The following is a 21,803-nucleotide window of genomic DNA, read 5'->3' as shown; positions in this document are numbered from 1 at the left end:
AGGTCTCGACGGTTGCGCGTCAGCGTGTCGCGACGTCGTAGGTGATGCGCACGAGCCCGTCGCCTTCGGTCGAGTGGTGCCCGCGGAGGGTCAGGAGGACGTCACGGTCCAGTTCGCCGAAGAGTCGGGTCCCCCGGCCGAGAAGAACCGGGGCGATCGAGACGGTGAGTTCATCGATGAGGCCCCGAGAGAGGAAGGCCCGGATCGTTTGCCCCCCATCGACATAGACACGCTCCGCAGCGCTCTCCGTGAGGAGAGCCACGGCCTCGTCCACGGACCGGGCGATATCTGCCCTGTCGGAGGTGTCGAGCATCGAACTGAGGACGATGACCCGTTTGCCCTCGAAGGGCCACACATCGAATCCGAGGACGGTCTCGTAGGTGGTGCGCCCCATGACCAGGGTGTCGATCGTCGGGAAGAACGACTCCCACACGAGGGCGGGGTTCGCTCCCTTATCGGTCGAATGTGGGCGAGGCTCGGGCGTCGTCAGCCAAGACAGATCACCGTCAGGCTTCGCGATGTAGCCGTCCAAGCTCGTTCCGATGAAGACGCATCCGCGCCAGGTGCGATGAGCGGTCATGACGGACATCATGCTCGGGAGGTCAGACATCGACCGATCGAGTTGGCGGAACGCGTTGTCGTGCACACCCTCGACATCGGTGACCTCCGCATTCTCCGGCAGATGTCCGCATAGCCGTACGTCAGCTCGGCGCAGCCCTCACGCACGGGGAGGGACAACCTCAGGCGACGCGCCCCACCACTCCTCTCGGGAGTCCACTGACGCCGACCGAAACGCTGACGGGTTCCCGCAGACCCCGCACGGGTGGCCGTTCCGCGACGAACAGTGGCGCGAAAGCTTCTCGCGCAGTCTCGACCTCACCTGTCAGTGTCGGTCCGGTCGTCGTCCGCCCCACGATCGTGACCAGCCGGTCGGCCCACTGCGAGCTCAGGCGTGGAGCGGTTCCTCGTCGGTCACCACGATCTTGCCGGTGACGCCTGCTTCGACGAGGCGGTGCGCTTCCCGCATCGTCTCGGCAGTGATGGGTCGCAGCACCGTCGTTGCAGTGGTGCGAACACGTCGGGTGTCGACGAGATCGGCGACCTCATCGAGCACCTCGTGCTGGCGGACGATATCCGCGGCCCTGTGAAGCGACCGGGCGAACATGAACTCCCAGTGCCAGGTGAGCGATTTCGATTTGAGGCTGGTGACGTCGACGGTCTTCGGATCGTCGATGGCGACGATCTGCCCGAACGGGCGGAGCATTTGGACGTACGTCGGGAGCTGACCCGCGGAGACGGTGGTGAAGATCCAGTCGAGGCCGCCAGGTTCGATCGCCGCGACCTGTGCGGCGAGGTCGCCGTGGTGGTTGACGACGTCGTGCGCGCCGAGACCGCGCACCCAGGCCTCACTCTCGGGCCTCGACGCGGTCGCAATGATCCGTACATTCGGCAGCAGCGTCCTGATGAGCTGGATCGCGATCGAGCCCACTCCCCCGGCGCCGCCCACCATGAGCAACGTGCCGTCCGCGTCAGCAGGAATGCGGAGCTTGTCGAACAACGCCTCCCAGGCGGTGATAGCCGTCAATGGCAACGCTGCGGCTTCGGCGTGCGACAGCGTCGCCGGTTTCCGTCCGACGATGCGCTCGTCGACGACCTGAAGCTGGGCGTTGCTTCCCGCACGATCGATCGCACCGGCGTAGTACACCTCGTCACCCACCGCGAAGCGCGTCACCTCCGCGCCCACTCCCACCACGATCCCCGACGCGTCGAAGCCCAGGATGCGGAGTCCCCCGTCCGGCTGCACACCGGCGCGGAGTTTGACGTCGACCGGATTGACCGACACGGCGCGCACCTCGACGAGCAGGTCAAGAGCACCGGGAACGGGTCGCGGAATAGTTGTGTCGATAAGGCTGCGGGCACTGCTGATCGGAAGAGCGGCGATCTGACCGACTGCGCGGATTTCGTTGTCCATATCGCCATCATCAAGGACCGGCCCCCGTCACCCGCAAGGGCACATAGTTACCCCGAGGTAACCGAAAATGCCCGGTGAGAGACGGTACCCCTCGGAAACCGAGCGACCGGGCTGCGTCATACTGGGAGACGCCATGACCACGCCGAAGCCTTCCTCCGCTGAAGCCCTGCACGTCCGTGACGCGTGCGACCGGAACGACGTGTACGCCGCGGCGTGCCCCTGCCGGTCGATGCTGGATCTGCTCGCGAACAAGTGGACCGCTCTGGCGATCGGCATCCTAGAGAACGGCCCCCACCGTTTCGGGGAACTCCGACGTCAACTCCAGGGCGTGAGCCCGAAGGTGTTGTCCGCAACATTGAAGCGCATGGAGGACGCGGGGCTGGTCAGTCGCGCCGTCTTCGCGGAGGTGCCGCCACGGGTCGAGTACGCCCTCACGCCGCTCGGTCACGGCGCGGCCGTGCCGCTGGCTCAGTTACGCACCTGGGTCAATGAGAACGTGCGCCGTCCTCACGACGACGAATCAACGCCCGGCGTCTAGCGAGTTTCGCCGTCATCCACCTCGGTGGCGTGAAACCACGTGGGCCGCACGATTGTCGCCGACAATACGCCCACGCGTTCCCGGAGGCGGCGGCGACGCGGCGGCTCACGCTGCGCGTCAATGGGAACGACGCACGCGAGCCGGCGCGTTAGCGTGGACCAACGTCGTCGATGCCGCGAGAGGACCGCTTTGCTCCACCACGAGACCACTCCCCCCGCCGGGGACGCGAGGCCGGCAGTCGACGGAGTCATCGGCAACCCGGCATCCCGTATCCACCCCGACCACGACGACGCCCGCGCCGATCCCTGGTCGATCGACCTGGAGCGCGTCCAGTTCTCGCCGTATTTCTCCCGACTCTCGGCCGTGACGCAGGTGGTGTCGCCCTCGATCGGCGCCGCGCCCGTGCACAACCGCCTGACCCACACGCTCAAGGTCAGCGCGATCGCCCGGGTCGTCGCGCTGCAGCTCAACACCCGTTCGCGCGAAGCCGGCGAGGGCGATGTGTGCAACGCCACGGTCGTCGAAGCCGCGGCCTACGCGCACGACCTCGGCCACCCCCCGTTCGGACACCTCGGCGAGTCGACCCTCGACCGTCTGGCCCGCGACGAGCTGGGCCTCGCCGACGGCTTCGAGGGCAACGCACAGACGTATCGCATCCTCACGGCACTCGACGTGGTCGAGACCGCCCCGCGCGGGCTCAACCTCACCGCCGCCGTGCGCGCGGCCTCGGCGAAGTACCCGTGGGCCCCGTCGGTCGAGGCGGCCGATGTCGAGCGCATCGGCCCGCCCCGTGGCATCCGCCGCTCCCCCGACGGCGCGTACCGCGTGCACAAGTACTCGGCGTACGACCTCGATCTCGACGACCTCGCCGCAGCACGGGAAGGGGTGGATGCCGAGCCCCTCCGCCAGAGCATCGAGGGCGCCGTGATGGACCTCGCCGACGACATCGCGTACTCGGTGCACGACGTCGACGACTTCTACCGCGCCGGCATCCTGGATCATGCGCCGATCGCGGCGGAGTTCCGCGGCTGGCTCGACGACGTGCTCGAGTGGCGCGAGCGCGACGACGCCGAGGTACGCGCTGAGCTCGCGCCGGGCGCCGGGCTCGAACGCCTGCGCCGCAAGATGCGCCGCGACGACCCGTGGATCGCCGACGACGAGGCGTTCCTCGCCGCCGTCAGCGACGTGGATGCCGAGATGGTCACCGACCTGCTCGCCCGACCGTTCGACGGGTCGCTGACGGCCGAGCGCCGCCTCGCGTCGTTCACCGATCGGTGGATCCGCCGGTTCCAGGAGTCGGCGCGACTGCGTCCGCTCGATACCCCGCGGGCGGGACCGGTCGTGCTGTCGCCGTGGGCCTGGCACCACGTCGAGGTGCTGAAGTTCGTGCACAAGCGGTTCGTGCTCAGTCGCCCCGATCTGGCGATCCAGCAGCGCGGCATGAGCCGCATCCTCGCCCGCTCGGTGCGCGCGCTGGGCGAATGGCTCGACGACGACCTCGACCGCGCCCGCACCCCGCGGCGCCTGCGCGAGCTCATCGCCCTCGCCCGCGAGCAGTACGCGACCCTCCCCGCCGAGCGTCGCCCTTCGGATGCCGAGGCCGAGCGCCTCGCGCGATCTCGCGGAATCGTGGACTACGTGGCATCCCTCACCGACTCGCAGGCGTTCGCGCTGTCGGAAGCGATCTCGGGGCGCGCCGACCGCCTGTGGGCGTTGGGGCAGCGGCTCTAGGTCGGTAGCGTGAACGGATGCTCCGCGCCACCGACCCGCTGCCGGCGCGCCCGCGGCGCATCGCCGTCGCCGGGGTTTCGGGCGTCGGCAAGACGACTCTGTCGGCGCGCATCGCCGAGGTGGTCGGCATCCCGCACATCGAGATCGACGCGCTCTTCCACGGCCCCGACTGGACCCCGCGGCCGGAGTTCCTCGGCGACGTGCGCGCCTTCGTCGCGCGCGACGCGTGGGTCACGGAGTGGCAGTACGGCGACGCGCGCCCGCTGCTGACCGCGCGCGCCGACCTGCTGGTCTGGCTCGATCTGCCGTTCATGACCGTCACGCTCCCCCGCGTTCTCGCGCGGACGGTGCGTCGACGCGTGACACGACAGCGGCTATGGAACGGCAACGTCGAGCCGCCGTTCCACACGTTCTTCACCGACCCCGAGCACATCGTGCGGTGGTCGTTCTCGACGCGCAACATCTACCGCGACCGGATCGCGGCTCTGCGCCCTGACCTGCCGGTGGTGCGCCTCGACCGCCCGCGAGAAGTCGAGCGGTGGGTCACCGGGCCTCTGCGGGATGCCGTGCGCTGACGGCGCGGGAGGGCGGGTCCCCGAAGGGACCCGCCCTTGTCGACGAGCGACGCGGTCAGCCGATGGCATCCTCGAAGAGCGAGAGGGTGAGCGTCGACGAGTACGACCCGGGAGCCACGTCGACGCCCGTCTTGAGGAACAGCGACGCGTTCGCGGTCCACGACGTACCGCCGGCGTCGACGAGGGCGGCCGAGTCGAAGGCGCCGTACAACAGCTCCTGGTCGACCAGACCCACCGCGTTGGTGCCGGTGTCTTCGACGGTGTCGACCCGGTCGCCCTCGAGGACGAGTCCGTCGCCGTCGTCGATGACGTCGGGAGCCCAGCCGAGGTGACCGGCGCCGATGGCGGGCTGTCCGTCGTCGCCGACGAAGTCGGTGGCCTGGCCCAGCACGTACCACCACCGATCGGCACCGATGTCGTCGACGGCTCGGGTGTCGGTGACCGTCACGGTCGGCAGCGTGCCGTCGAATTGACGCAGGGTGGCGTCACCCGAGGCGACCTCGGTCAGCGACGCGCTCGTGCCGGCCACGGTCATGCTCAGCGAGCCCGGCGCGACGACGGGGGCGATGTCGACGTTGACGTCGACGTCGCTGTCGCCGAACTCGTCGGCGGCGAAGGCGGCACCGGCGGTGCCGGCGAGCAGGAGGCCGCCGGCGGCGGCCACGGCGATACGGGCAGACAAGCCCTGGGACGACTTCATGATTTCTTCACTTTCCGACCGGCGTGATGCCGGTCGCGACAGATGACCACCGGACAGTCCGGTCGTCGGAGAAAGGGGGGGTATCGAGGCCGCCCTCGGCACGGGCATCGCCCGGCGCGGGGGTCGAGAGAGGATGCCGACGGCGGGGCGGATGCCTCTCGGTGCGGGCCCGGAGCCCGCACCGAGAGGCGCAGGTTCAGCCGCAGGAGCGCGCCGGGTAGGTGGCGCTCACCTGCGACTTCACCTGCTGGCCGTCGACCGTTGCGGTCGCGGTCACCGCCACCTCACCGGCGGCGAGGTCGACCTGACGGGTCGTGAACACGTGCGACGCGACCTTGCCGGCCGCGACCGAGGCGAAGGACTTCGTCCCGTAGATCGACGAGACCTCCACCGCGACCGCGGTGTCGTCGTTGTTCGTCACCTGCACCGCGACGTACGCCTTGCCCGCGATGCACCGGAGCGAAGCAGTCGCCTCGACGTCGAGCGACGGTGCCGCCTCGGCCTCGGTGAACGCGTACGTGTCGATCTCGAACAGGTCGCCGGTCGGTCCGTTGAACGTGAAGTACACGTCCTGCGTTCCGGTGGCGCCCGCCAGGTCGGCCGACAGCTCGGTCCACTGACCGGCCTCGCCGGTGACGGGGATCGTCGCGAGGATCTGGCCCGTGGCGCTGCCGGAGCGCACGTCGATCGACCCGCCGGACTGCAGCGGCTTGACCTTGACGCTCACCTTCGCAGCGCCCTGCTCACCGAACGCCACCGACGACAGACCCGTCCAGTCGCCGTTGTCGATGTCCTTCACGACGAGGTTGGGCGCCGCGGCGCCGAACTCGGCCGATCCGCCGTCGATCTTCGCCGTGGCGATGCCCTTGGTCCAGCCGAGGGTCTCGGCCTCGAAGGTGCGGAACGGGGTGAAGTCACGCACCTGCTCGACACCGGCGTAGTCGCCGACGACCTGGTTGACGGTGCCGTCCTCCTTGAAGGTCAGCTCCTGCAGGTGAGCACTGCGGTAGCCCTGCGTGGTGTTGCCGTTGATGCGCTTGTTGAGCGTGGGCGCGTGGTACGAGAAGTAGTACTTGCCCTCGTACTCGAACGCCGACTGGTGGTTGTTGCCACCGGTGCCCGCGCCGAAGAACTGCGACTGGTTCGGGAACATCACGCCGGCGTACGCCTCCTTGGGCCACGACATCGGGTCGTCCGAGATCATGTAGCCGATCTCGCCGCCGCCCGGGTAGCCGGGTACGCGGGGCTGGTTGCCGCCGAAGTCGTTACCGCCGAAGTGCGACGAGTACGACAGGTAGTACTTCTCGCCGCGCTTGAACACCTGAGCCGCTTCGAAGGCGACGGGCGCGTCGACCACGGCCGCCGTGCCCTTCGTCGAGATCATGTCGTCGCCGAGCTCGATGACGCGGATGTTCTTCGGGTTGTTGAAGCGCTCCTCGGCCGGGAAGCTCGTCGAGGCCGGGCCGCCGCCGAAGAACAGGTACTGCTTTCCGTCGTCGTCGACCAGCGGTGCCGGGTCGAAGAGCCAGTTGACCCCCTGCGCACCGGGAGTGCTGCTGTTGATCAGCGTGCTGGTGCGTTCGCTCGTCCAGGGACCGAGCGGGGAGTCGCCGGTCACGACGTTGCTCGAGCCGCCCCCGTTGGCGTAGTAGAGGAAGAACTTCTCCTTGCCGTTCACGACCTTGCTCTCGATGCCCGGAGCCCACGAATTGCCCGTGAAGGGGGCGATGCCGTTCGGGCCCGCGACCTGGATCTCACCGTGGTCGACCCAGTTGACGAGGTCGTCCGACGAGATCAGGGTGATCTGGTTGATCGCGCCGTAGTTGATCTGCGGCGAGATGCCGGTGTTGGAGTCGGGCGCGTAGCCCTGGGTGTCGTTCGTCATGTACATGTACACGCGGCCGTCGTGCACGAACCCGTAGCCGTCGGCGCCGAACTTGTGGCCCATCAGCGGGTTGTGCTCGCCGGGGAGCTTGCCGACGACCTCGATGGTCTTCGACGGCGGGGCGGGCGGTGCCGCACCGACGAGGGAGACGTCGTCGACGGTGAAGTCCATGAGGTGGGTGGCCGGGGCGGCCGTCGCGTTCGCGGCCGAGGTCCACGGGGTCTCGATGAACAGGCGGGTCGTCGCGACGCTCTGGGTGGCGGGAATGGTGAAGGTGGAGTTGACGTAGCCCCACTCACCGCGCGCAGGTGTCGCGCTCCCGAGGTTGGTGTAGGTGCCGCCGCCGTAGTGCATCGTGACGAAGAACTGCTTGGTCGCGGGGCTCTCGGGGTTGTCGTACTTCACGCGCGCCTTGACCGTGTAGGTCTGACCCGCCTGCAGCTTGCCCGAGAGATCGTGCATCGGCCCCGATGCGGTGGTCTTGCGCTGCGTCACGCGGATCGCCTGCGATCCGGAGAAGGCGTCGGTGGTCGGCGCGAGGGTGGCTCCGTCGGCCGCGTTGCCGTTGTTCGAGAACCACGTCGTCGTGCCGTTCTCGAAGCCGCCGTTGGCGATGAGTTCTTCCTGCGCGGCGTTGGCGGGGGTGGTGACGGCGAAACCTGCCGCCAGCAGCACCCCGGCCGCAGCCAATGCGAGCGCCCGGAACGGGGTGCGTCGCCTCGATGTTCGTTGCACGTTCTCTCTCCTTCGTCGGTGTGGGAGGTCGTCGGCCCTCAGGAGCCGACGGTCGCTTCCGGGCCGGAGGGCCCCGGAAGCGGCGTCTGGGGAAGCGATGCGCCGTCGCTCATCGACCGACGGTGGGGGCGTCGTACGTCCCGGGGGCGTCGGTCGTGGCCGGGGCGCCGTCGAGGGGAGCCCGGTCGAGGGGGCCGGCCTCATCCACGGTCGGGGCGGCGCGCAGGCGTCGCGACCGTCGGAGGTGCATCGAGAGGCGTTTCATCGTGTCGCGGCTCCTTTGCCGGGAAGAGATCGCTCCGCCGTGGAGCCCTCGCGTCATCGGCCGGGGGTCTGTGTGAGCGCTAACTGGCAGTGAAGTTACCGCTAACCACTCCGGCTCACAACGGAGTCATAGGTGGATTCCACGAACAAACTCGCTTCGCGTCCTCACCGCGTCGTTTCCCGGCCGAGACGCGCGTCCCCCGGCGTGCGATGCCGACGCCGACACGCAACCCCCTCGGCCTGTGCGGTCGTCCCGCGTTGCGATGAGCGCATGCACCCCCGAACCGGCATCCCCTCCTTCACGCGTTCTCCCCTGGCGCGCACCGTGGGCCACGTCCTGGCGGCCGCCTCCGCGCTCGGTCAGCGCCTCCGACCCCCGCGCCCGATCCACAGTCGCGGCGTCGTCCTGAGCGGCCACATGCGGTGGTTACCGGATGCCATGCCGGCCGGCCTCGCGTTCGTCGATGACGCCCCGATGCATCCGGTGCCCGTCGTCGCGCGCCTCTCGCGCTCGCTCGGCCTGCCCGCACCGTTGCCCGATGTCATCGGCTTGGCCCTGCGGTTCGAGGTCGGGGGCCGACCCGCCGACATCGAATTCGCCTCGACCGGCTGGAACGTTCCGTTGCGCTTCGCCCTGCTCGCGCATCGTCACGCGGAGCGCGCACGTCTCGGCATCCTGCTGCCCTATCGCGGCGACCGCGGCCCGGTCCTCCTCATCGCGCGCACGCGGTCGGGCGAGCCGCCGGCGACGGATCCGCGGGAGATCCCCACCCGCGACACCGCGCCGTGGGTTCTGACGCTGGGTCATGCCACGGCATGGGGGCCGTGGCATCCGTTCGCCGTGCTCGAGCTGCGACTCGACCCCGATCAGACCGACGAGGGCCTGCGCTTCGACGCGGTTCGGCATCCCGTCCCGGGCGCGCGCGCCTACGCCTGGGTCCGGGCGGCGCGCCAGCCGTCGTACGTGCGCATCCAGCCCGAGCACGTCCCCGTCCGGATGCCGGAGGCGCCTCAACCCGCCGCGACGGGCACGTAACGCGGCAGACCGTCGACGTCTCCGTCTCGGGCCCAGGTCATGCCCTCGGCCTCGATGAGGTCGTCGGCGGCGTCGACGTCGATGTCGCGCTGGAGGGTGGGCGCGTGCAGGCGGATGCGAGTCATGCCGGGACCCTACGGCGCGGCGGCGTCGACGCGTCAGGTGGTTGACGACGCGCGCCGGTCACGGCCGAGACCGTCGGCATCCCCCTTACAAGATGCCGACGGCCCCAGGTCTACTCTGCCGCACGCAGCCCCGCGACGATGTCGTAGCGCGCGCGGATGGCGGCGCGGTGATCGGGATCGACCGCGCGGGTCGTGGCGACGGCCCACTCGACCGGTCCGCCGGCCAGGACGCCCGCCGCCTGCCGCGCCGCACCGAGGGCGACGTACTCGCCCGCGGCCGGCACCACGATCTCGGCGTCGAAGACCTGCGCGGCGATGCGGGCGACCCCCTCGTTCGCGGCCGCGCCGCCGATCAGCAGGATGCGCCGCACCTCGACACCCTGGGTCTGGATGGCCTCGAGCCCGACGGCCAGGCCGCTCAGCATCCCCTCGATCGCCGCGCGGGCGAGGTTCGGGCGAGTCGTGGATGCCAGGGTCAGCCCCGTCAGCGACGCCTGGGCGTGCGGAAGGTTCGGCGTGCGCTCCCCCTCGAACCACGGAACGAGCACCACCCCGCCCGCGCCGGGCTCCGCCTCCAGCGCGAGGGCGCCGAGTTCATCGTGCGAGACCGCGAGCAGTCCGGCGATCGCGTCGAGCACGCGGGCGGCGTTGAGGGTCGCGACCAGCGGCAAGAACCTGCCCGTCGCATCGGCGAACCCGGCGACCGTGCCGGTCGTGTCGCGCGTGGGCGCGTCGGCCACGGCGAACACCGTGCCCGAGGTGCCGAGCGAGACGACGACGTCACCGACGCCCGCGCCGAGGCCCAGGGCCGCGCCGGCGTTGTCACCCGCGCCCGGGCCCACCAGCGCGCCGCCCGGCAAGGCTCCCGCGCTCTCCCACGGGCCGAGCACGCGCGGCAGCACCGCGTCGTGACCCAGCGCGCGGTGGAGGAGGTCGAGGTCGTAGCCTGCGGCGCCCCAGTACGCCGTCCCCGAGGCATCGGATCGGTCGGTGACGAGTTCGTCGAGCACCGCATCGCCCGGGCCGAACCCGCGCAGGCGCCAGGTGAGCCAGTCGTGCGGCAGGGCGACGGCGGCGACGCGCGCAGCGTTCTCGGGCTCGGCATCCCGCAGCCACCGCAGTTTCGTTCCGGTGAAGGACGCGACAGGCACGGCACCGGTGCGCTCGGCGTAGGCGTCGGCGCCGACCTCGGAGATGAGGTCGCGCGCGGCCTGCGCGGAACGCGTGTCGTTCCACAGCAGGGCATCGCGGATGACGTTCCCCTCCGCGTCCAGCACGACCATGCCGTGCTGCTGACCGGCGATCGACACGGCCGCGACGTCGTCGAGACCGCCCGCCTGAGCGATGGCATCCTGCAACGCCCTCCACCACGCCTCGGGGTCGACCGAGGTGCCGGAGGGGTGCGGCGCGCGCCCCTCGCGCACCACGCGTCCGGTGTCGGCGTCGACGACGACGACCTTGCACGACTGCGTCGACGAATCGACTCCCATGACCAGCGCCATGCCCTGCCCTTCTGCCCATCGCGCCCTTATCGGCGCAGTGGTCCTGTTCTTCGCGTGCCGCCGCGGTGACGAACACCCGGGGATCTCGGGTCACCGGCCGCTCCGCTCGCGGCACGACAGGCCGCGCGAAACGCGACCTCTACCCGGAAAGGCCCGGATGCCATGGCATCCGGGACCGCCGTCGATCAGCGCGCGCCGAGCAGGTGCTCGGTGGCGAGCTGCTGCAGGCGCACGAAGCCGAAGCCCTTGCCGCCGAGGTACGCGTCGGCGTCGAAGTCCTCGTATGCGGAGCGGTCGGCGAGGAAGTCGTCGTAGGTCTCACCCTCGTCGAGTGTGGGCTGCGCCAGCTCGAACACCTTGGCGGCGGCGAGCGCCTCCTGCACCTCGGGGTCGGCGCGGAAGGCCGCGGCACGCTCCTTGAGCAGCAGATAGGTGTTCATGTTGGCCGACACCGAGTCCCAGACACCCGTCTCGTCCTCGGTACGGGACGGCTTGTAGTCGAAGTGGCGGGGGCCGTCGTACGCGGGGACACCGCCGGGGCCGCCGTTCTCGAGCAGGTCGACGAGGGCGAACGCGTTGTGCAGGTCGCCGTGACCGAAGACGAGGTCCTGGTCGTACTTGATGCCGCGCTGACCGTTGAGGTCGATGTGGAAGAGCTTGCCGTGGTACAGCGCCTGGGCGATACCGGCGGCGAAGTTCAGGCCCGCCATCTGCTCGTGGCCGACCTCGGGGTTCAGGCCCACGAGCTCGGGGCGCTCGAGCGAGTCGATGAAGGCGATCGCGTGCCCGAGGGTCGGCAGCAGAATGTCGCCGCGCGGTTCGTTGGGCTTGGGCTCGATCGCGAAGCGGATGTCGTACCCCTTGTCGGTGACGTAGTCGCCGAGCAGGTTGACGGCCTCGCGGTAACGCTCGAGGGCCTGGCGGATGTCTTTCGCGGAGTCGTACTCGGCGCCCTCGCGGCCACCCCACATGACGAACGTCTTGGCGCCCAGCTCGGCGGCGAGGTCGAGGTTGCGCAGCACCTTGCGCAGCGCGAACCGGCGCACCTGACGGTCGTTGGAGGTGAAGCCGCCGTCCTTGAAGACCGGGGCCGAGAAGAGGTTGGTGGTGACCATCGGCACGATGACGCCGGTGTCGGCGAGCGCGCCCTTGAGGCGGTCGATCTGGGTCTGGCGCTCGGCGTCGGTGGAGCCGAAGGCGAACAGGTCGTCGTCGTGGAAGGTCAGACCGTACGCGCCGAGCTCGGCGAGCTTCTCGACGACGTGCACGACGTCGAGGGGCTTACGCGTCGGGCCGCCGAAGGGGTCGGTGCCGTTGTAGCCGACGGTCCAGAGACCGAACGAGAACTTGTCGTCGCGGGTGGGGGTGGGCATTCCTGCTCCTTCGCATGGAGACGCTCGAGCGCGCGGTGACGCACCTCGCTTTTGTTGGTTTTCACAACATATAGCGCGGATGCCACGCTGTCCAGCGCCCCGCGCAGATACGCACCGCCCGTGCGACGGCTCAGCGCGGCAGCGCGTCCTCGATCGCGGCGACGACCTCCGGGGCATCGGGCTGCGTACGTGGGCTGAAGCGCGTGACACGACCGTCGGGAGCCACGACGAACTTCTCGAAGTTCCACGAGATGCGGCCGGTCTTGCCCTCGGCATCCGGGGTCTGCGTGAGCTCCTTGTAGAGCGGGTGGGCGTTGCGCCCGTTGACCTTGACCTTCTCGGTCATCGGAAAGGTGACGCCCCACGTCGACGAGCAGTACTCGGCGATCTTCTCGCTGTCGCTCAGCTCCTGCAGAAACTGGTTGCTGGGGAATCCGATCACGGTGAACCCGCGATCCGCGTAGCGCTTGTGCAGTTCTTCTAGGGTCTCGTATTGGCCCGAGAGCCCGCAGCGCGAGGCGACGTTCACCACGAGCGCGGCTTTGCCGTCGGTGAGTGCGCCGAAGGTGGTCTGTTCGCCCTGCAGGGTGGTGACGGGGATGCCGGAGAGGTCCATGCTCCGATCCTCGCACCGTCGGCTTCGACCGGGGTGGGAACCCGCGACGAACGGTATCGCGCGGAGGAAACGGCGCGGTGCGGGCTGGGAGCCGGCGAGAAAGGGCGCGGTGCGGGGTTGGAGCCCGCGGGAAACGGCATCGCGCCGAACAAACGGCGCGGTCCAGGGCCGGAGCCCCCGACAAACGGCATCGCACGGAACAAACGGCGCGCCGCAGCGTGTACATGGGCGGCGAGCGTTTCTCACGCACCCCGCAGGATCGCGCGGATAAGCCGGCGCGGCGCACGGCCGGAGCCGGCGAGAAACGGCACCGCGCGGGGTCGGAGCCCCCGACAAACGGCATCGCTCGGAACAAACGGCGCGCCGCACCGTGTACACGGGCGGCGAGCGTTTCTCACGCGCCCCGCAGGACCGCGCGGATAAGCCGACGCGGCGCAGGGCCGGAGCCGGCGAGAAACGGCACCGCGCGGGGTCGGAGCCCCCGACAAACGGCATCGCTCGGAACAAACGGCGCGCCGCACCGTGTACACGGGCGGCGAGCGTTTCTCACGCGCCCCGCAGGACCGCGCGGATAAGCCGGCGCGGCGCAGGGCCGGCCCCCGCGACAAACGGCACCGCGCGAAAGAAACGGCGTAGCGCAGGGTCGAAGCCCGCGAGAAACGGCATCGCTCGGAACAAACGGCGCGCCGCACCGTGTGCACGGGCGGCAAGCGTTTCTCGCGAGCCCCACCGACGGGCCCCCGCGTCGGATGGCCGGCGTCTCTCGCGCGCCGCACCGACGCGCCGGCGCGTGGCACAGTTGTCGCATGGTTACCGCGGGAAGTCGGGGCGACGGCATGCGCCGCGCCAACCTCGCGCTCGTGCTGCGCACCGTTCACCGCGAGGGTCCGCGCTCGCGTGCGGCTCTGACCGAGACCACGGGGTTGAACCGTTCCACCATCGCCGACCTCGTCGGCGAGTTGCAGCGCGCGGGCCTGGTCACCGAGCGCGCTTCCGAGGCGCTGGGCCGCGTCGGGCGCCCCTCCCCGATCGTCGAGCCCGACCCCCGCGTCGTCGCCGTCGCGGTCAATCCCGAGGTCGACGCGCTCGACATCGGCGCGGTGGCGCTCGACGGCACGATCGTCGCGCGCGAGCGACTCGCGCAGAGCGCCCTGCTCACGCCCAAACGCACGACCGCGCTCGTCGCCGCCACGCTCGCCGATTGGCGCAGCGGAGCGCTCGCCGCGTCCCGCATCACGGGCGTGGGCGTCGCCGTGCCCGGACCGGTGCGCGCCTCCGACGGACTCGTGCGCGAAGCCCCCCACCTCGAATGGCTCGACGCTCCTCTGTCCGACATGGTGACGGATGCCACGGCCCTCCCCACCCATGTCGGCAACGACGCCGCCCACGGCGCGCTGGCGGAATATCTCTTCGGTGCCGCGCGCGGGGCACACGACGTCGTCTACCTGAACGGCGGCGCGAGCGGCATCGGCGGTGCCGTGATCATCGGCGGCGTGCTGCTCGGCGGCGCCGGCGGGTACGCCGGGGAGTTCGGGCAGAACCGCCCGGGCATCGTCGACCCGGCGGACCGGCGGGCGCTCGACGGCGTCCTCGAAGACGAGGTGAGCCGCGCGCTGCTGCTGGAGGGCCGTGGGTCTCGACGGCGGTGACGATGCCGTGCTGGCCGCAGCCCTGGCATCCGCCGCTGATCCCTCCGCGCTCGCCGAGATCGAGCGTCAGCGGCGCATCCTCGCCACCGCCCTGGCGAACGCGGCGAACGTGCTGAACCCGGCCGTGATCGTCCTCGGCGGATTCCTCGCGGTGCTGGCCGCGCACGACCTCGACGGTCTCGACGCCGCGGTCCGCGCGCAGACGATGCCGGCGTGCGCCGAGGGCCTGCGGTTGGCGGTCGCGGAACTCGGCGAGGATCGACTGCTCGTGGGGGCGGCCGAGGCGGTGTTCGAGGCGCAGCTGTTCCCGGCGCGCTGAGGGAGGCTGAGCCGATCTGACGGACACCCGCGATCGGCGCCGGCACGGGACCGGACGGCCGCGTCCGACGCCGGCACGGGACCGGACGACCGCGTCCGACACCGACACGGGACCGGACCCCCGCGTCCGACGCCCGCACGGGAGGACATCCCGCACGCTGAGGCCCCGAAGGGACGGCGGCATCCTCCCCTCCCCGGATCTCCTCCCGTCGACGCTTCCGCCCGCCTCCCCCGCGACAGCGAAGGCCGTCGACCCGACCCCGATGTCGGTGGGGCGGGGCAGGATGGAGGCGTGATCCAGACACGTGAGGCCGGTGCCACCTGGTCGGGCAATCACCGTTACCGCGCCACCGAGGTGCTGCTGCCGAGCGATCTCGACGAGCTCGCCGAGGTGGTGGCATCCGCCGACACGCTGCGCGTCCAGGCGACGCGGCACACCTTCAACGACGTCGCCGACTCCGAGGCCGCTCTCGTCTCGCTGGAGCGTTTGCCGACACACATCGAGGTGACCGGCGACCGCGTCCGCGTCGAGGGTCTGGTCACTTTCGCGCAGCTCGCGCCCGTCATCGAGGCCGAGGGGCGCGCGCTGCACAACCTCGGCTCGCTCCCGCACATCTCGGTCGCGGGCGCTACGGCGACCGGCACGCACGGCTCCGGCATGCACAACGGCAACCTGTCGAGCGCGGTACGGGCGCTGGAGATCATGGATGCCGACGGCCACACGCACCGCATCGATCAGGCGCACGAGTGGTTTCCCGCCGCAGCCGTCGGACTCGGGGCGTTCGGCGTCGTCACCGCCGTCGAGCTGCAGACCGAACCGACCTACGAGATCACGCAGCAGGCGTACACCGGCGTCTCGTGGAGCGAGATCGCGGGCGACCCCGAGCGGGTGTTGGGCGGCTCGCGCAGCGTCAGCGTCTTCACCACCTGGGGCGACCCGGCGCACGATCTCATCTGGGCCAAGAGCGACGACGGCGCCCCGGCGTGGGTCGAAGAACTCGGGGGCCGCCCCGTGGGCGACGACATCCATCTGGGGCGCATCCGCACCGTCGACAACACCACCCCGCGTGCAACCCCGGGGCCGTGGCACACGCGCCTGCCGCACTTCCGCGCCGACGCGCTGCCGAGCGACGGTGATGAGATCCAATCCGAATACTTCGTGCCGTTCGCCTCGGCGCGTGAGGCCCTCGCCGCGGTGCGGGCGGTCGCGCCCGCGTTCGACGCGCACCTGCTGGTCACCGAGCTGCGCACCGTCGCCGCCGACGAGCTCTGGCTGAGCCCCGCGTACCAGCGCGACGTGCTCGCCATCCACTTCACCTGGCGCAACGACACGGCCGGAGTGCTCGGCGTGCTGCCCGCCATCGAGGCAGCCCTCGCCCCGTTCGAGGTGCGGCCGCACTGGGGCAAAGCGTTCACGATGCCCGGACCCGACGTCCGAGAGACGCTCACGCGGATCGACGAGTTCGTCGACGCCGCACACGCGGCCGATCCGCGGGGCGTCTTCCGCAACGACTTCCTCCGCCGCACGCTCGGTCTCTAAACGTCGGTTTCGTGAGCCGCCGACGCGCGCCCCACTCAGCCCGCTCCTCGATGCCACGGGCTTGCGCTGCCGGACGGCACCTCACCGCCTCAGCGCTCGCGAAGGAAGTCCGCGATCGCGTCGTGGAAGCGCTCCGGCTCCTGATTCGCCTCGTTGCAGTGACCGGTCGCGTCGAACGCCACCAGCTCGGCATCCGGATGCCGTTGCACGTACGCCACCGATCCCGAGAACGGCACCACGGGGTCGACGCGGCTGTGCAGGATCAGCGTCGGCACCCGCGGACCGGGGCGCGTCGTTCCGACCCAGGTGAGCGCCCGCGCGTCGACCGCCTCGACGAGCCCGAGCGCGCGGGCACCGACCCGACTGCCGAGCACGCGCATCGAGGCCGCGGCCACCGTGCGCGGCAGGTGCGCGCCTGCGACGGCGTTCTCGACCACGCGGGTCCAGTCGAGCGCCGGGGCGACCAGAACGAGCCCCGTGACCGTGCCGCGGTGGGGGGACTCCTCGAGCGCGAGCATGGCGATCGTGCCGCCCATCGACCATGCGACCAGCACGATCTCGCGCGCGCCCTGTTCGATCGCGTACGAGATCGCGTCGTCGACGTCGCGCCACTCGCGCGTGCCGAGGGTCGAGGGGAGGGCGTCGGCAGGCTCGCACTCTTCATCGCCCGCATACGAGACCACGAGCGACATCCACCCGGCACCCGTGGCCGCCGGCGCCGAGCGGAGCGCACCGTTGCGACTCGAGCGCAGACCGTGCACGTGGATCGTCCAGCGCCCGTCGGCCGTCTCGCGGTCGCCGATCTCCCACGCCTGCGCGGTGCCGCCGCGACGAAGCGGGACGCTCACATGGCGAGTGGGACCCACGTCTTCGGGGGCGCCGATGTTCTGCGACGTCCACGCCGCGACGGCTTCCCCGTCGCCCCGGTGCGGCGGCCGGGTGAGGACCCGCCGGATGACGCGGTCGCCGTCGATCCGAACGATGTCGCCGACCATCATGTGCGAGCCGTCGTCGAAGCGCAGCCCGTACGTGCCGGGCTCACGACTGTCGTCGACGACGGGAACAGACACGGTATCGCCCTCGATGGTGACCGGGGCGAATGCCTTGGCCGCGCGCGGGGCGACGAGCCGCCGGGCGACGTAGCCGGCGAGCGCCGTGTGGGCGATCGCGACGGCGGCGATGGCGACGGCGGCGCCCACGGCGAGGGATCGGATCATGAGCGGACTCCCGGACTCGGGCGGGTGAGGTGGGCGTCGACGTCGTCGAGCAGTGCGCGCTGCGCGGCGGTCAGCGGCACCGAGGTGGCGATAGCGGCGTCTTCGACGGCGACGCGCAGCGCGTGCAGGCGGCTGTCGAGTGCGGCATCGGGCGAGAGGACGGCCAGACGCTGGACGCCGCGCTGCCGCGCGAGGTCGCCGAGCCGCCGCAGCAGCGACTCTCCCCGGCGTCGGATGGTCGAGGCCGCGCGCGAGGCCCGGAGGATTCCCGCGACGAACACGACGACGCCGAGGTAGAACAGCGGGTCGAAGAGCACGCTCACCACGTCGTTCGGGTGGAAGAACCGGGTCAGCGTGAGGTCCACGATCTCGGTGAGGCAGCCGAGTGCGATCCCCACGGCCCCGACTTGGAAGAGGGGTCTCACACTCGGCAGTGACGCGTTCGCCGAGCGGAAGAGCAGCACGGCGACGAGCGCGATCCCCGCCATGTGTACGACGCCGTACAGCCACGCGCCCGTCGAGGTGGGCACGGCGTTCTCGATGACGTGGAACGACGACGGCCCGCGCTCGGGCATGGCGACGAAGAAGACGACGGCGAACAGGATGCCGACGAGCACGGGGAATCGCCACCGGAGGGTGCGCACACGGGCCGTCACCGGGGCGGTGCCGGCCTGGATGCCGAGCCACAGCGACACCATCGTGAGGATGTTCTGCACGAGCTTGAGCACGTTCGTGCCGCCGAGCAGCCCGTCGAGCACGGGCAGCGGGATCACCGTGCCCTGCGTGAGCAGGGCGATGGCGCCGACCAGTGCGCCGAGCCACGCGATGCGCGCGCGTGGATGGCGCCACGCGGCGCCCGCCCGACCGACGACCACGGCCAGCAGGCCGACGAGCGCTACGTCGATGAGGACGACGGTCACCATGACGACTCGGCGACGCGCGGGGTGCCGTAGAGCACTCGGGCGATGCGGTGGGCCACGTGCTCGGCGACCAGTTCCGCCTCGAACTCCGGGGTGGAGAGCGTGGGGTCGTCGTAGGGCGAGATGGACGATCGCTCGTGGAGCACCGCGGTGCAGTGCGCGTCGTCGAGCAGGTGACCGAGCTCGTGCGACGCGGCGAACTGCCGGTACAGCGCGGGATCGGATGCGCGGACGTGGATGCTGCCCTCGCGGCGGTCGGCGAAGACCGTGAGGAACCCGGTCAACGTCCCCCACCCGTCGGTGTCGTGCTCGGAGACGATGCGGAGACGGATGTCGATCGCGCCCTCGACCGCGCGCACGATGTCGGCGAAGTCCATGCCGTTGTGAAGCCCCGCCCGCGCGACGGCTCGATCGGCGCGCCCGCGCACACGCCGCATCATGTCGTCCGACTCCGTCACGGCCGTCGCCCCCGTCGGCCGGTCATGTGGTGGGCGGCCCGCTGCGCAAGGAGTGCGCGATGGCGCGCAGAGCGTCGGGCGACATGTGTCCGAGCGCTCGGAACTGGATGCTGCTGGCGCCGGCTGCGCGCATGGCGTCGCGCAGGTCGAGCTCGGCATCCGTGCGGTCGGTCACCGTCTCATCGGTGTAGTCGGTGAGGTACTCCGTGGGGACGTCGGCCCAGTGCGTGATGAGTCGCAGGACTTCTTCGTCGAGGACGACGGTGGAGGTCGCGCTCGCCAGCAGGGCGCGCGCGCCGTCGGCCAGCAGGGGATCGATCGCGGCGAGATGGTCGAGGAGCTCGTCGTCGGTGGCGGCCTGGCTTTCGATGAGCCGGCGCACGCGCGCCGCGAGGGGAGCCGCGGGAACACGCATCTCGATGCGCGCGTTCGTCTCGGGACTCGCCACCTCCTCGGGGGTGACGCCGAGAGCGGCGGCGAGGGCTTCGATGTCGTTCGTGTTGTACGGCAGCGAGAACCCGGCGCGCGCGAGCGGTAGTAGCTCTTCGTCATTCCGGCACGCTGAAGCAGCTCGCCGACGGTGAGACCTCTGTCTCTCCGCAGGCGGTCCACGTTCGCCACCACTCGGCGGGAGTACCGCGAGGGCGGCCCGACGGCACCGCGACCCATAAGGCGATCGTAGACGAACCGCCAGGACGGAAGGATCGTAATTACGTTACTCAGATGGGTGCTATTTACGACACCCTGTGCTTGTATGGAATGAGACCGCGGGCGGGACGACGTGGGGGACCCCCGTTCGCGCGGGCCGGGCGCTCAGTCGCCCGGCCCATCTCCGCGGCGAGCGCGGCGTCATCGGGGGGCGTCGCGCTCGCTCGCTCCTCCCTTTCGCAGGGCGTGCAGGTACCGGTTTCCGGTGGTGGGCACCGCCCGAGGTCAGGCGATCCGCCGCTCCCCCGGCCGGATCACCCGCCACCAGCGATGCCCGTACCCGTCCAACGACACCTCGAACCCGCCGTCGACGAGGGTTTTCAGCGCCCGCCGCATCGCCGAGCAGGTTCACGACACGCCAGCCCTCGGCATCCGCCCTCTCGATCTCGAGGCGGAACGTGCGCCCGTCGGGCGCGAAATTGTGCGCCGCGACGAACATGCCGAGTTCGCTCGTGACCGCGTGCGCGAGCACGCACGAGTGGGGTTGATCCAGGATGCCGAGTTCCCCCCACCCGATCTCGGGCGAGGCGCGGTAGTGGCGCACGAGGTTCTGCACGAAACGCAGCATCGAATCGGGGTCGTGTCGCTGCTGGGCCACGTTGACGTGGCCGGGTCCGAAACCACCGGGCACGATGTCGGCGATGAGGTCGTCGCTCGTCGAGAATCCGGCATCCGGGGCCCCCGTCCACTGCATCGGCGTGCGCACGGCAGCGCGGCTGCCCTCGATCTCGGGGTTCTCGCCCATGCCGATCTCTTCTCCGTAGTACAGCACGGGCGCCCCGGGGAGCGAGAAGATGAGGCTGTAGACCATGCGGATGCGGCGCGGATCGCCCTCGAGCATCGACGGCAGCCGCCGGGTGATTCCGCGGCCGTGGATGCGCTGGCCCTCCTTCGGCGCGAAGGCGGCGAAGACCTCGTCGCGCTCGGCGTCACTCAGTTGATCGAGGGTCAGCTCGTCGTGGTTGCGCACGAAGTTGCCCCACTGGTTGCCCCGGGCGATCGCGGGCCGGGATGCCAACGCCTCACGCAACGGGGCGGCATCCTGTCGCGCGAGGGCCAGATACAGCCGCTGGTTCGCGACGAAGTCGAATTGCATCGTCAGCTCGTCGCCGTCGGCATCGCCGAAGAAGCGCATCTGCTCGTCATAGGGCAGGTTGACCTCGCCGAGCATCATCGCATGGCCGCGGCGGCGCGAGACGTACCCGCGCAGCTCGCGCAGGAACTCGTGCTCGGGCCCGTCGTCGCCGTCGATGAGGAAGGGCACGGCATCCACCCGGAAGCCGTCGATGCCGAGTTCGAGCCAAAAGCCGATGGCCTTCGCGATCTCCTCCCGCACCTCGGGATGGTCGGTGGCGAGGTCGGGCTGGTGCCGGTAGAAGGAATGCTTGTAGTACTGCCCCGCGGTCTCGTCGAAGAACCACACGCCGTCCTCGACGTCGGGGAACATGCTCGCGGGCGCGTCGGCCGGCTTGTCGTCACGCCACTGGTAGAAGTGCCGGTATCGACTGTCGGGGCTCGTGCGCGCGTCTTGGAACCACGGGTGCTGGTCGGAGGTGTGGTTCACCACGAGATCGACGATGACGCGCATGCCGCGATCATGGGCCGTGCGCAGCACCTCGACCATGTCGCCGAGGGAGCCGTAACGCGGGTCGACGCCGTAATAGTCCTCGATGTCGTAGCCGTTGTCGCGCTGCGGAGAGGGGTAGAACGGCGCCAGCCACAGGCACGTCACCCCGAGTTCGGCGAGGTGGTCGAGCCGCTGCGCAAGGCCGCGCAGGTCGCCCACGCCGTCTCCGTCGGCATCCAGATACGTCTTGACGTCGAGGTTGTAGAAGACTGCCGTCTTCCACCACAGATCGCTGGTGTCGGTGAGCCTCATCGCCTCGCCCCCGTCCGGGCGTCGGCGCTGTGCGGGGGGTGCAGAAAGGTCGTCATCGGAGC

Annotated in this window: 21 protein-coding genes; 7 read left to right on the top strand and 14 right to left on the bottom strand. The window is 70.4% G+C overall.

Annotation, left to right across the window (positions count from 1 at the left end; all coding sequences use genetic code 11):
* Positions 1-19: 19 nt before the first annotated feature.
* Positions 20-580, bottom strand: coding sequence for a dihydrofolate reductase family protein (locus QE410_RS02540; protein WP_307327438.1), 561 nt, complete (start codon positions 578-580; stop codon positions 20-22).
* A gap of 366 nt (positions 581-946) precedes the next feature.
* Complete coding sequence (locus QE410_RS02535; RefSeq protein WP_307327436.1) at positions 947-1,972, bottom strand: zinc-binding alcohol dehydrogenase family protein; 1,026 nt, start codon at positions 1,970-1,972, stop codon at positions 947-949.
* Between the two features lie 133 nt (positions 1,973-2,105).
* On the opposite strand from QE410_RS02535, the gene QE410_RS02530 reads away from it, so the two are divergent.
* The 3 genes from QE410_RS02530 to QE410_RS02520 all read left to right on the top strand — a co-directional run bounded on the left by QE410_RS02530 (position 2,106) and on the right by QE410_RS02520 (position 4,816).
* Positions 2,106-2,510, top strand: a complete 405-nt coding sequence (locus QE410_RS02530; protein ID WP_307327435.1) for a helix-turn-helix domain-containing protein — start codon at positions 2,106-2,108, stop codon at positions 2,508-2,510.
* Positions 2,511-2,699: 189 nt separating this feature from the next.
* On the top strand, positions 2,700-4,241 hold the full coding sequence (locus QE410_RS02525; protein WP_307327433.1) for a deoxyguanosinetriphosphate triphosphohydrolase family protein: 1,542 nt from the start codon (positions 2,700-2,702) through the stop codon (positions 4,239-4,241).
* Between the two features lie 17 nt (positions 4,242-4,258).
* Positions 4,259-4,816, top strand: coding sequence for an AAA family ATPase (locus QE410_RS02520; RefSeq protein WP_307327431.1), 558 nt, complete (start codon positions 4,259-4,261; stop codon positions 4,814-4,816).
* 55 nt (positions 4,817-4,871) lie between these two features.
* On the opposite strand, the gene QE410_RS02515 is transcribed toward QE410_RS02520, so the two are convergent.
* The 3 genes from QE410_RS02515 to QE410_RS02505 all read right to left on the bottom strand — a co-directional run bounded on the left by QE410_RS02515 (position 4,872) and on the right by QE410_RS02505 (position 8,401).
* On the bottom strand, positions 4,872-5,516 hold the full coding sequence (locus QE410_RS02515; protein WP_307327428.1) for a hypothetical protein: 645 nt from the start codon (positions 5,514-5,516) through the stop codon (positions 4,872-4,874).
* A 196-nt stretch (positions 5,517-5,712) separates the two neighbouring features.
* Positions 5,713-8,136, bottom strand: coding sequence for a family 43 glycosylhydrolase (locus QE410_RS02510; RefSeq protein WP_307327426.1), 2,424 nt, complete (start codon positions 8,134-8,136; stop codon positions 5,713-5,715).
* Positions 8,137-8,245: 109 nt separating this feature from the next.
* Positions 8,246-8,401 carry a hypothetical protein gene (locus tag QE410_RS02505; RefSeq protein ID WP_307327423.1) on the bottom strand — a complete coding sequence of 52 codons (156 nt, stop codon included), beginning with the start codon at positions 8,399-8,401 and terminating at the stop codon, positions 8,246-8,248.
* Positions 8,402-8,671: 270 nt separating this feature from the next.
* Here QE410_RS02505 and QE410_RS02500 point away from each other — a divergent pair, with 270 nt between their 5' ends.
* The gene (locus QE410_RS02500; RefSeq protein WP_307327421.1) at positions 8,672-9,436 is read left to right on the top strand and encodes a hypothetical protein; all 765 of its coding nucleotides are present in this window, start codon (positions 8,672-8,674) and stop codon (positions 9,434-9,436) included.
* Here the strand turns inward: QE410_RS02500 and QE410_RS02495 are convergent.
* The 4 genes from QE410_RS02495 to QE410_RS02480 all read right to left on the bottom strand — a co-directional run bounded on the left by QE410_RS02495 (position 9,412) and on the right by QE410_RS02480 (position 13,052).
* A complete protein-coding gene (locus QE410_RS02495; RefSeq protein ID WP_307327419.1) occupies positions 9,412-9,561 on the bottom strand; it encodes a hypothetical protein in 150 nt (49 codons plus the stop codon). The two genes, QE410_RS02500 and QE410_RS02495, sit on opposite strands and share 25 nt — an antisense overlap.
* A gap of 110 nt (positions 9,562-9,671) precedes the next feature.
* Positions 9,672-11,063: a xylulokinase gene (xylB, locus tag QE410_RS02490; protein WP_307327416.1), complete on the bottom strand. Its 1,392-nt coding sequence runs from the start codon at positions 11,061-11,063 to the stop codon at positions 9,672-9,674.
* A gap of 185 nt (positions 11,064-11,248) precedes the next feature.
* Positions 11,249-12,436, bottom strand: coding sequence for a xylose isomerase (gene xylA / locus QE410_RS02485; RefSeq protein ID WP_307327414.1), 1,188 nt, complete (start codon positions 12,434-12,436; stop codon positions 11,249-11,251).
* 130 nt (positions 12,437-12,566) lie between these two features.
* Complete coding sequence (locus QE410_RS02480; protein ID WP_058233407.1) at positions 12,567-13,052, bottom strand: glutathione peroxidase; 486 nt, start codon at positions 13,050-13,052, stop codon at positions 12,567-12,569.
* Between the two features lie 806 nt (positions 13,053-13,858).
* Between QE410_RS02480 and QE410_RS02475 the strand changes: the two genes are divergently transcribed.
* From QE410_RS02475 to QE410_RS02465, 3 genes are all read left to right on the top strand, one after another.
* A complete protein-coding gene (locus tag QE410_RS02475; RefSeq protein WP_307327410.1) occupies positions 13,859-14,701 on the top strand; it encodes an ROK family transcriptional regulator in 843 nt (280 codons plus the stop codon).
* Entirely contained in the window at positions 14,682-15,020 is a 339-nt protein-coding gene (locus QE410_RS02470; RefSeq protein WP_307327408.1) for an ROK family protein, read from the top strand. The genes QE410_RS02475 and QE410_RS02470 overlap by 20 nt, the downstream gene beginning before the upstream one ends.
* Positions 15,021-15,311: 291 nt before the next feature.
* The gene (locus QE410_RS02465) at positions 15,312-16,559 is read left to right on the top strand and encodes a D-arabinono-1,4-lactone oxidase (protein ID WP_307327406.1); all 1,248 of its coding nucleotides are present in this window, start codon (positions 15,312-15,314) and stop codon (positions 16,557-16,559) included.
* An 89-nt stretch (positions 16,560-16,648) separates the two neighbouring features.
* Here QE410_RS02465 and QE410_RS02460 read toward each other — a convergent pair whose 3' ends face one another.
* The 5 genes from QE410_RS02460 to QE410_RS02440 form a co-directional block, all read right to left on the bottom strand.
* Positions 16,649-17,776: a S9 family peptidase gene (locus tag QE410_RS02460; protein WP_307327403.1), complete on the bottom strand. Its 1,128-nt coding sequence runs from the start codon at positions 17,774-17,776 to the stop codon at positions 16,649-16,651.
* Positions 17,773-18,699 carry a hypothetical protein gene (locus tag QE410_RS02455; protein ID WP_307327400.1) on the bottom strand — a complete coding sequence of 309 codons (927 nt, stop codon included), beginning with the start codon at positions 18,697-18,699 and terminating at the stop codon, positions 17,773-17,775. Before QE410_RS02455 ends, QE410_RS02460 begins: the two co-directional genes overlap by 4 nt.
* On the bottom strand, positions 18,693-19,154 hold the full coding sequence (locus tag QE410_RS02450; protein ID WP_307327397.1) for a hypothetical protein: 462 nt from the start codon (positions 19,152-19,154) through the stop codon (positions 18,693-18,695). Before QE410_RS02450 ends, QE410_RS02455 begins: the two co-directional genes overlap by 7 nt.
* A 22-nt stretch (positions 19,155-19,176) precedes the next feature.
* Positions 19,177-19,602, bottom strand: coding sequence for a hypothetical protein (locus tag QE410_RS02445; protein WP_307327393.1), 426 nt, complete (start codon positions 19,600-19,602; stop codon positions 19,177-19,179).
* A 282-nt stretch (positions 19,603-19,884) separates the two neighbouring features.
* Positions 19,885-21,741 carry an alpha-amylase family protein gene (locus QE410_RS02440; protein WP_307327390.1) on the bottom strand — a complete coding sequence of 619 codons (1,857 nt, stop codon included), beginning with the start codon at positions 21,739-21,741 and terminating at the stop codon, positions 19,885-19,887.
* Positions 21,742-21,803 lie beyond the last annotated feature (62 nt).

The organism is Microbacterium sp. SORGH_AS_1204, assembly GCF_030818935.1.
Lineage (GTDB): Bacteria > Actinomycetota > Actinomycetes > Actinomycetales > Microbacteriaceae > Microbacterium.
Note: the sequence above shows the minus strand (reverse complement) of the source record. Positions and strands in the feature narration are given on the sequence as shown.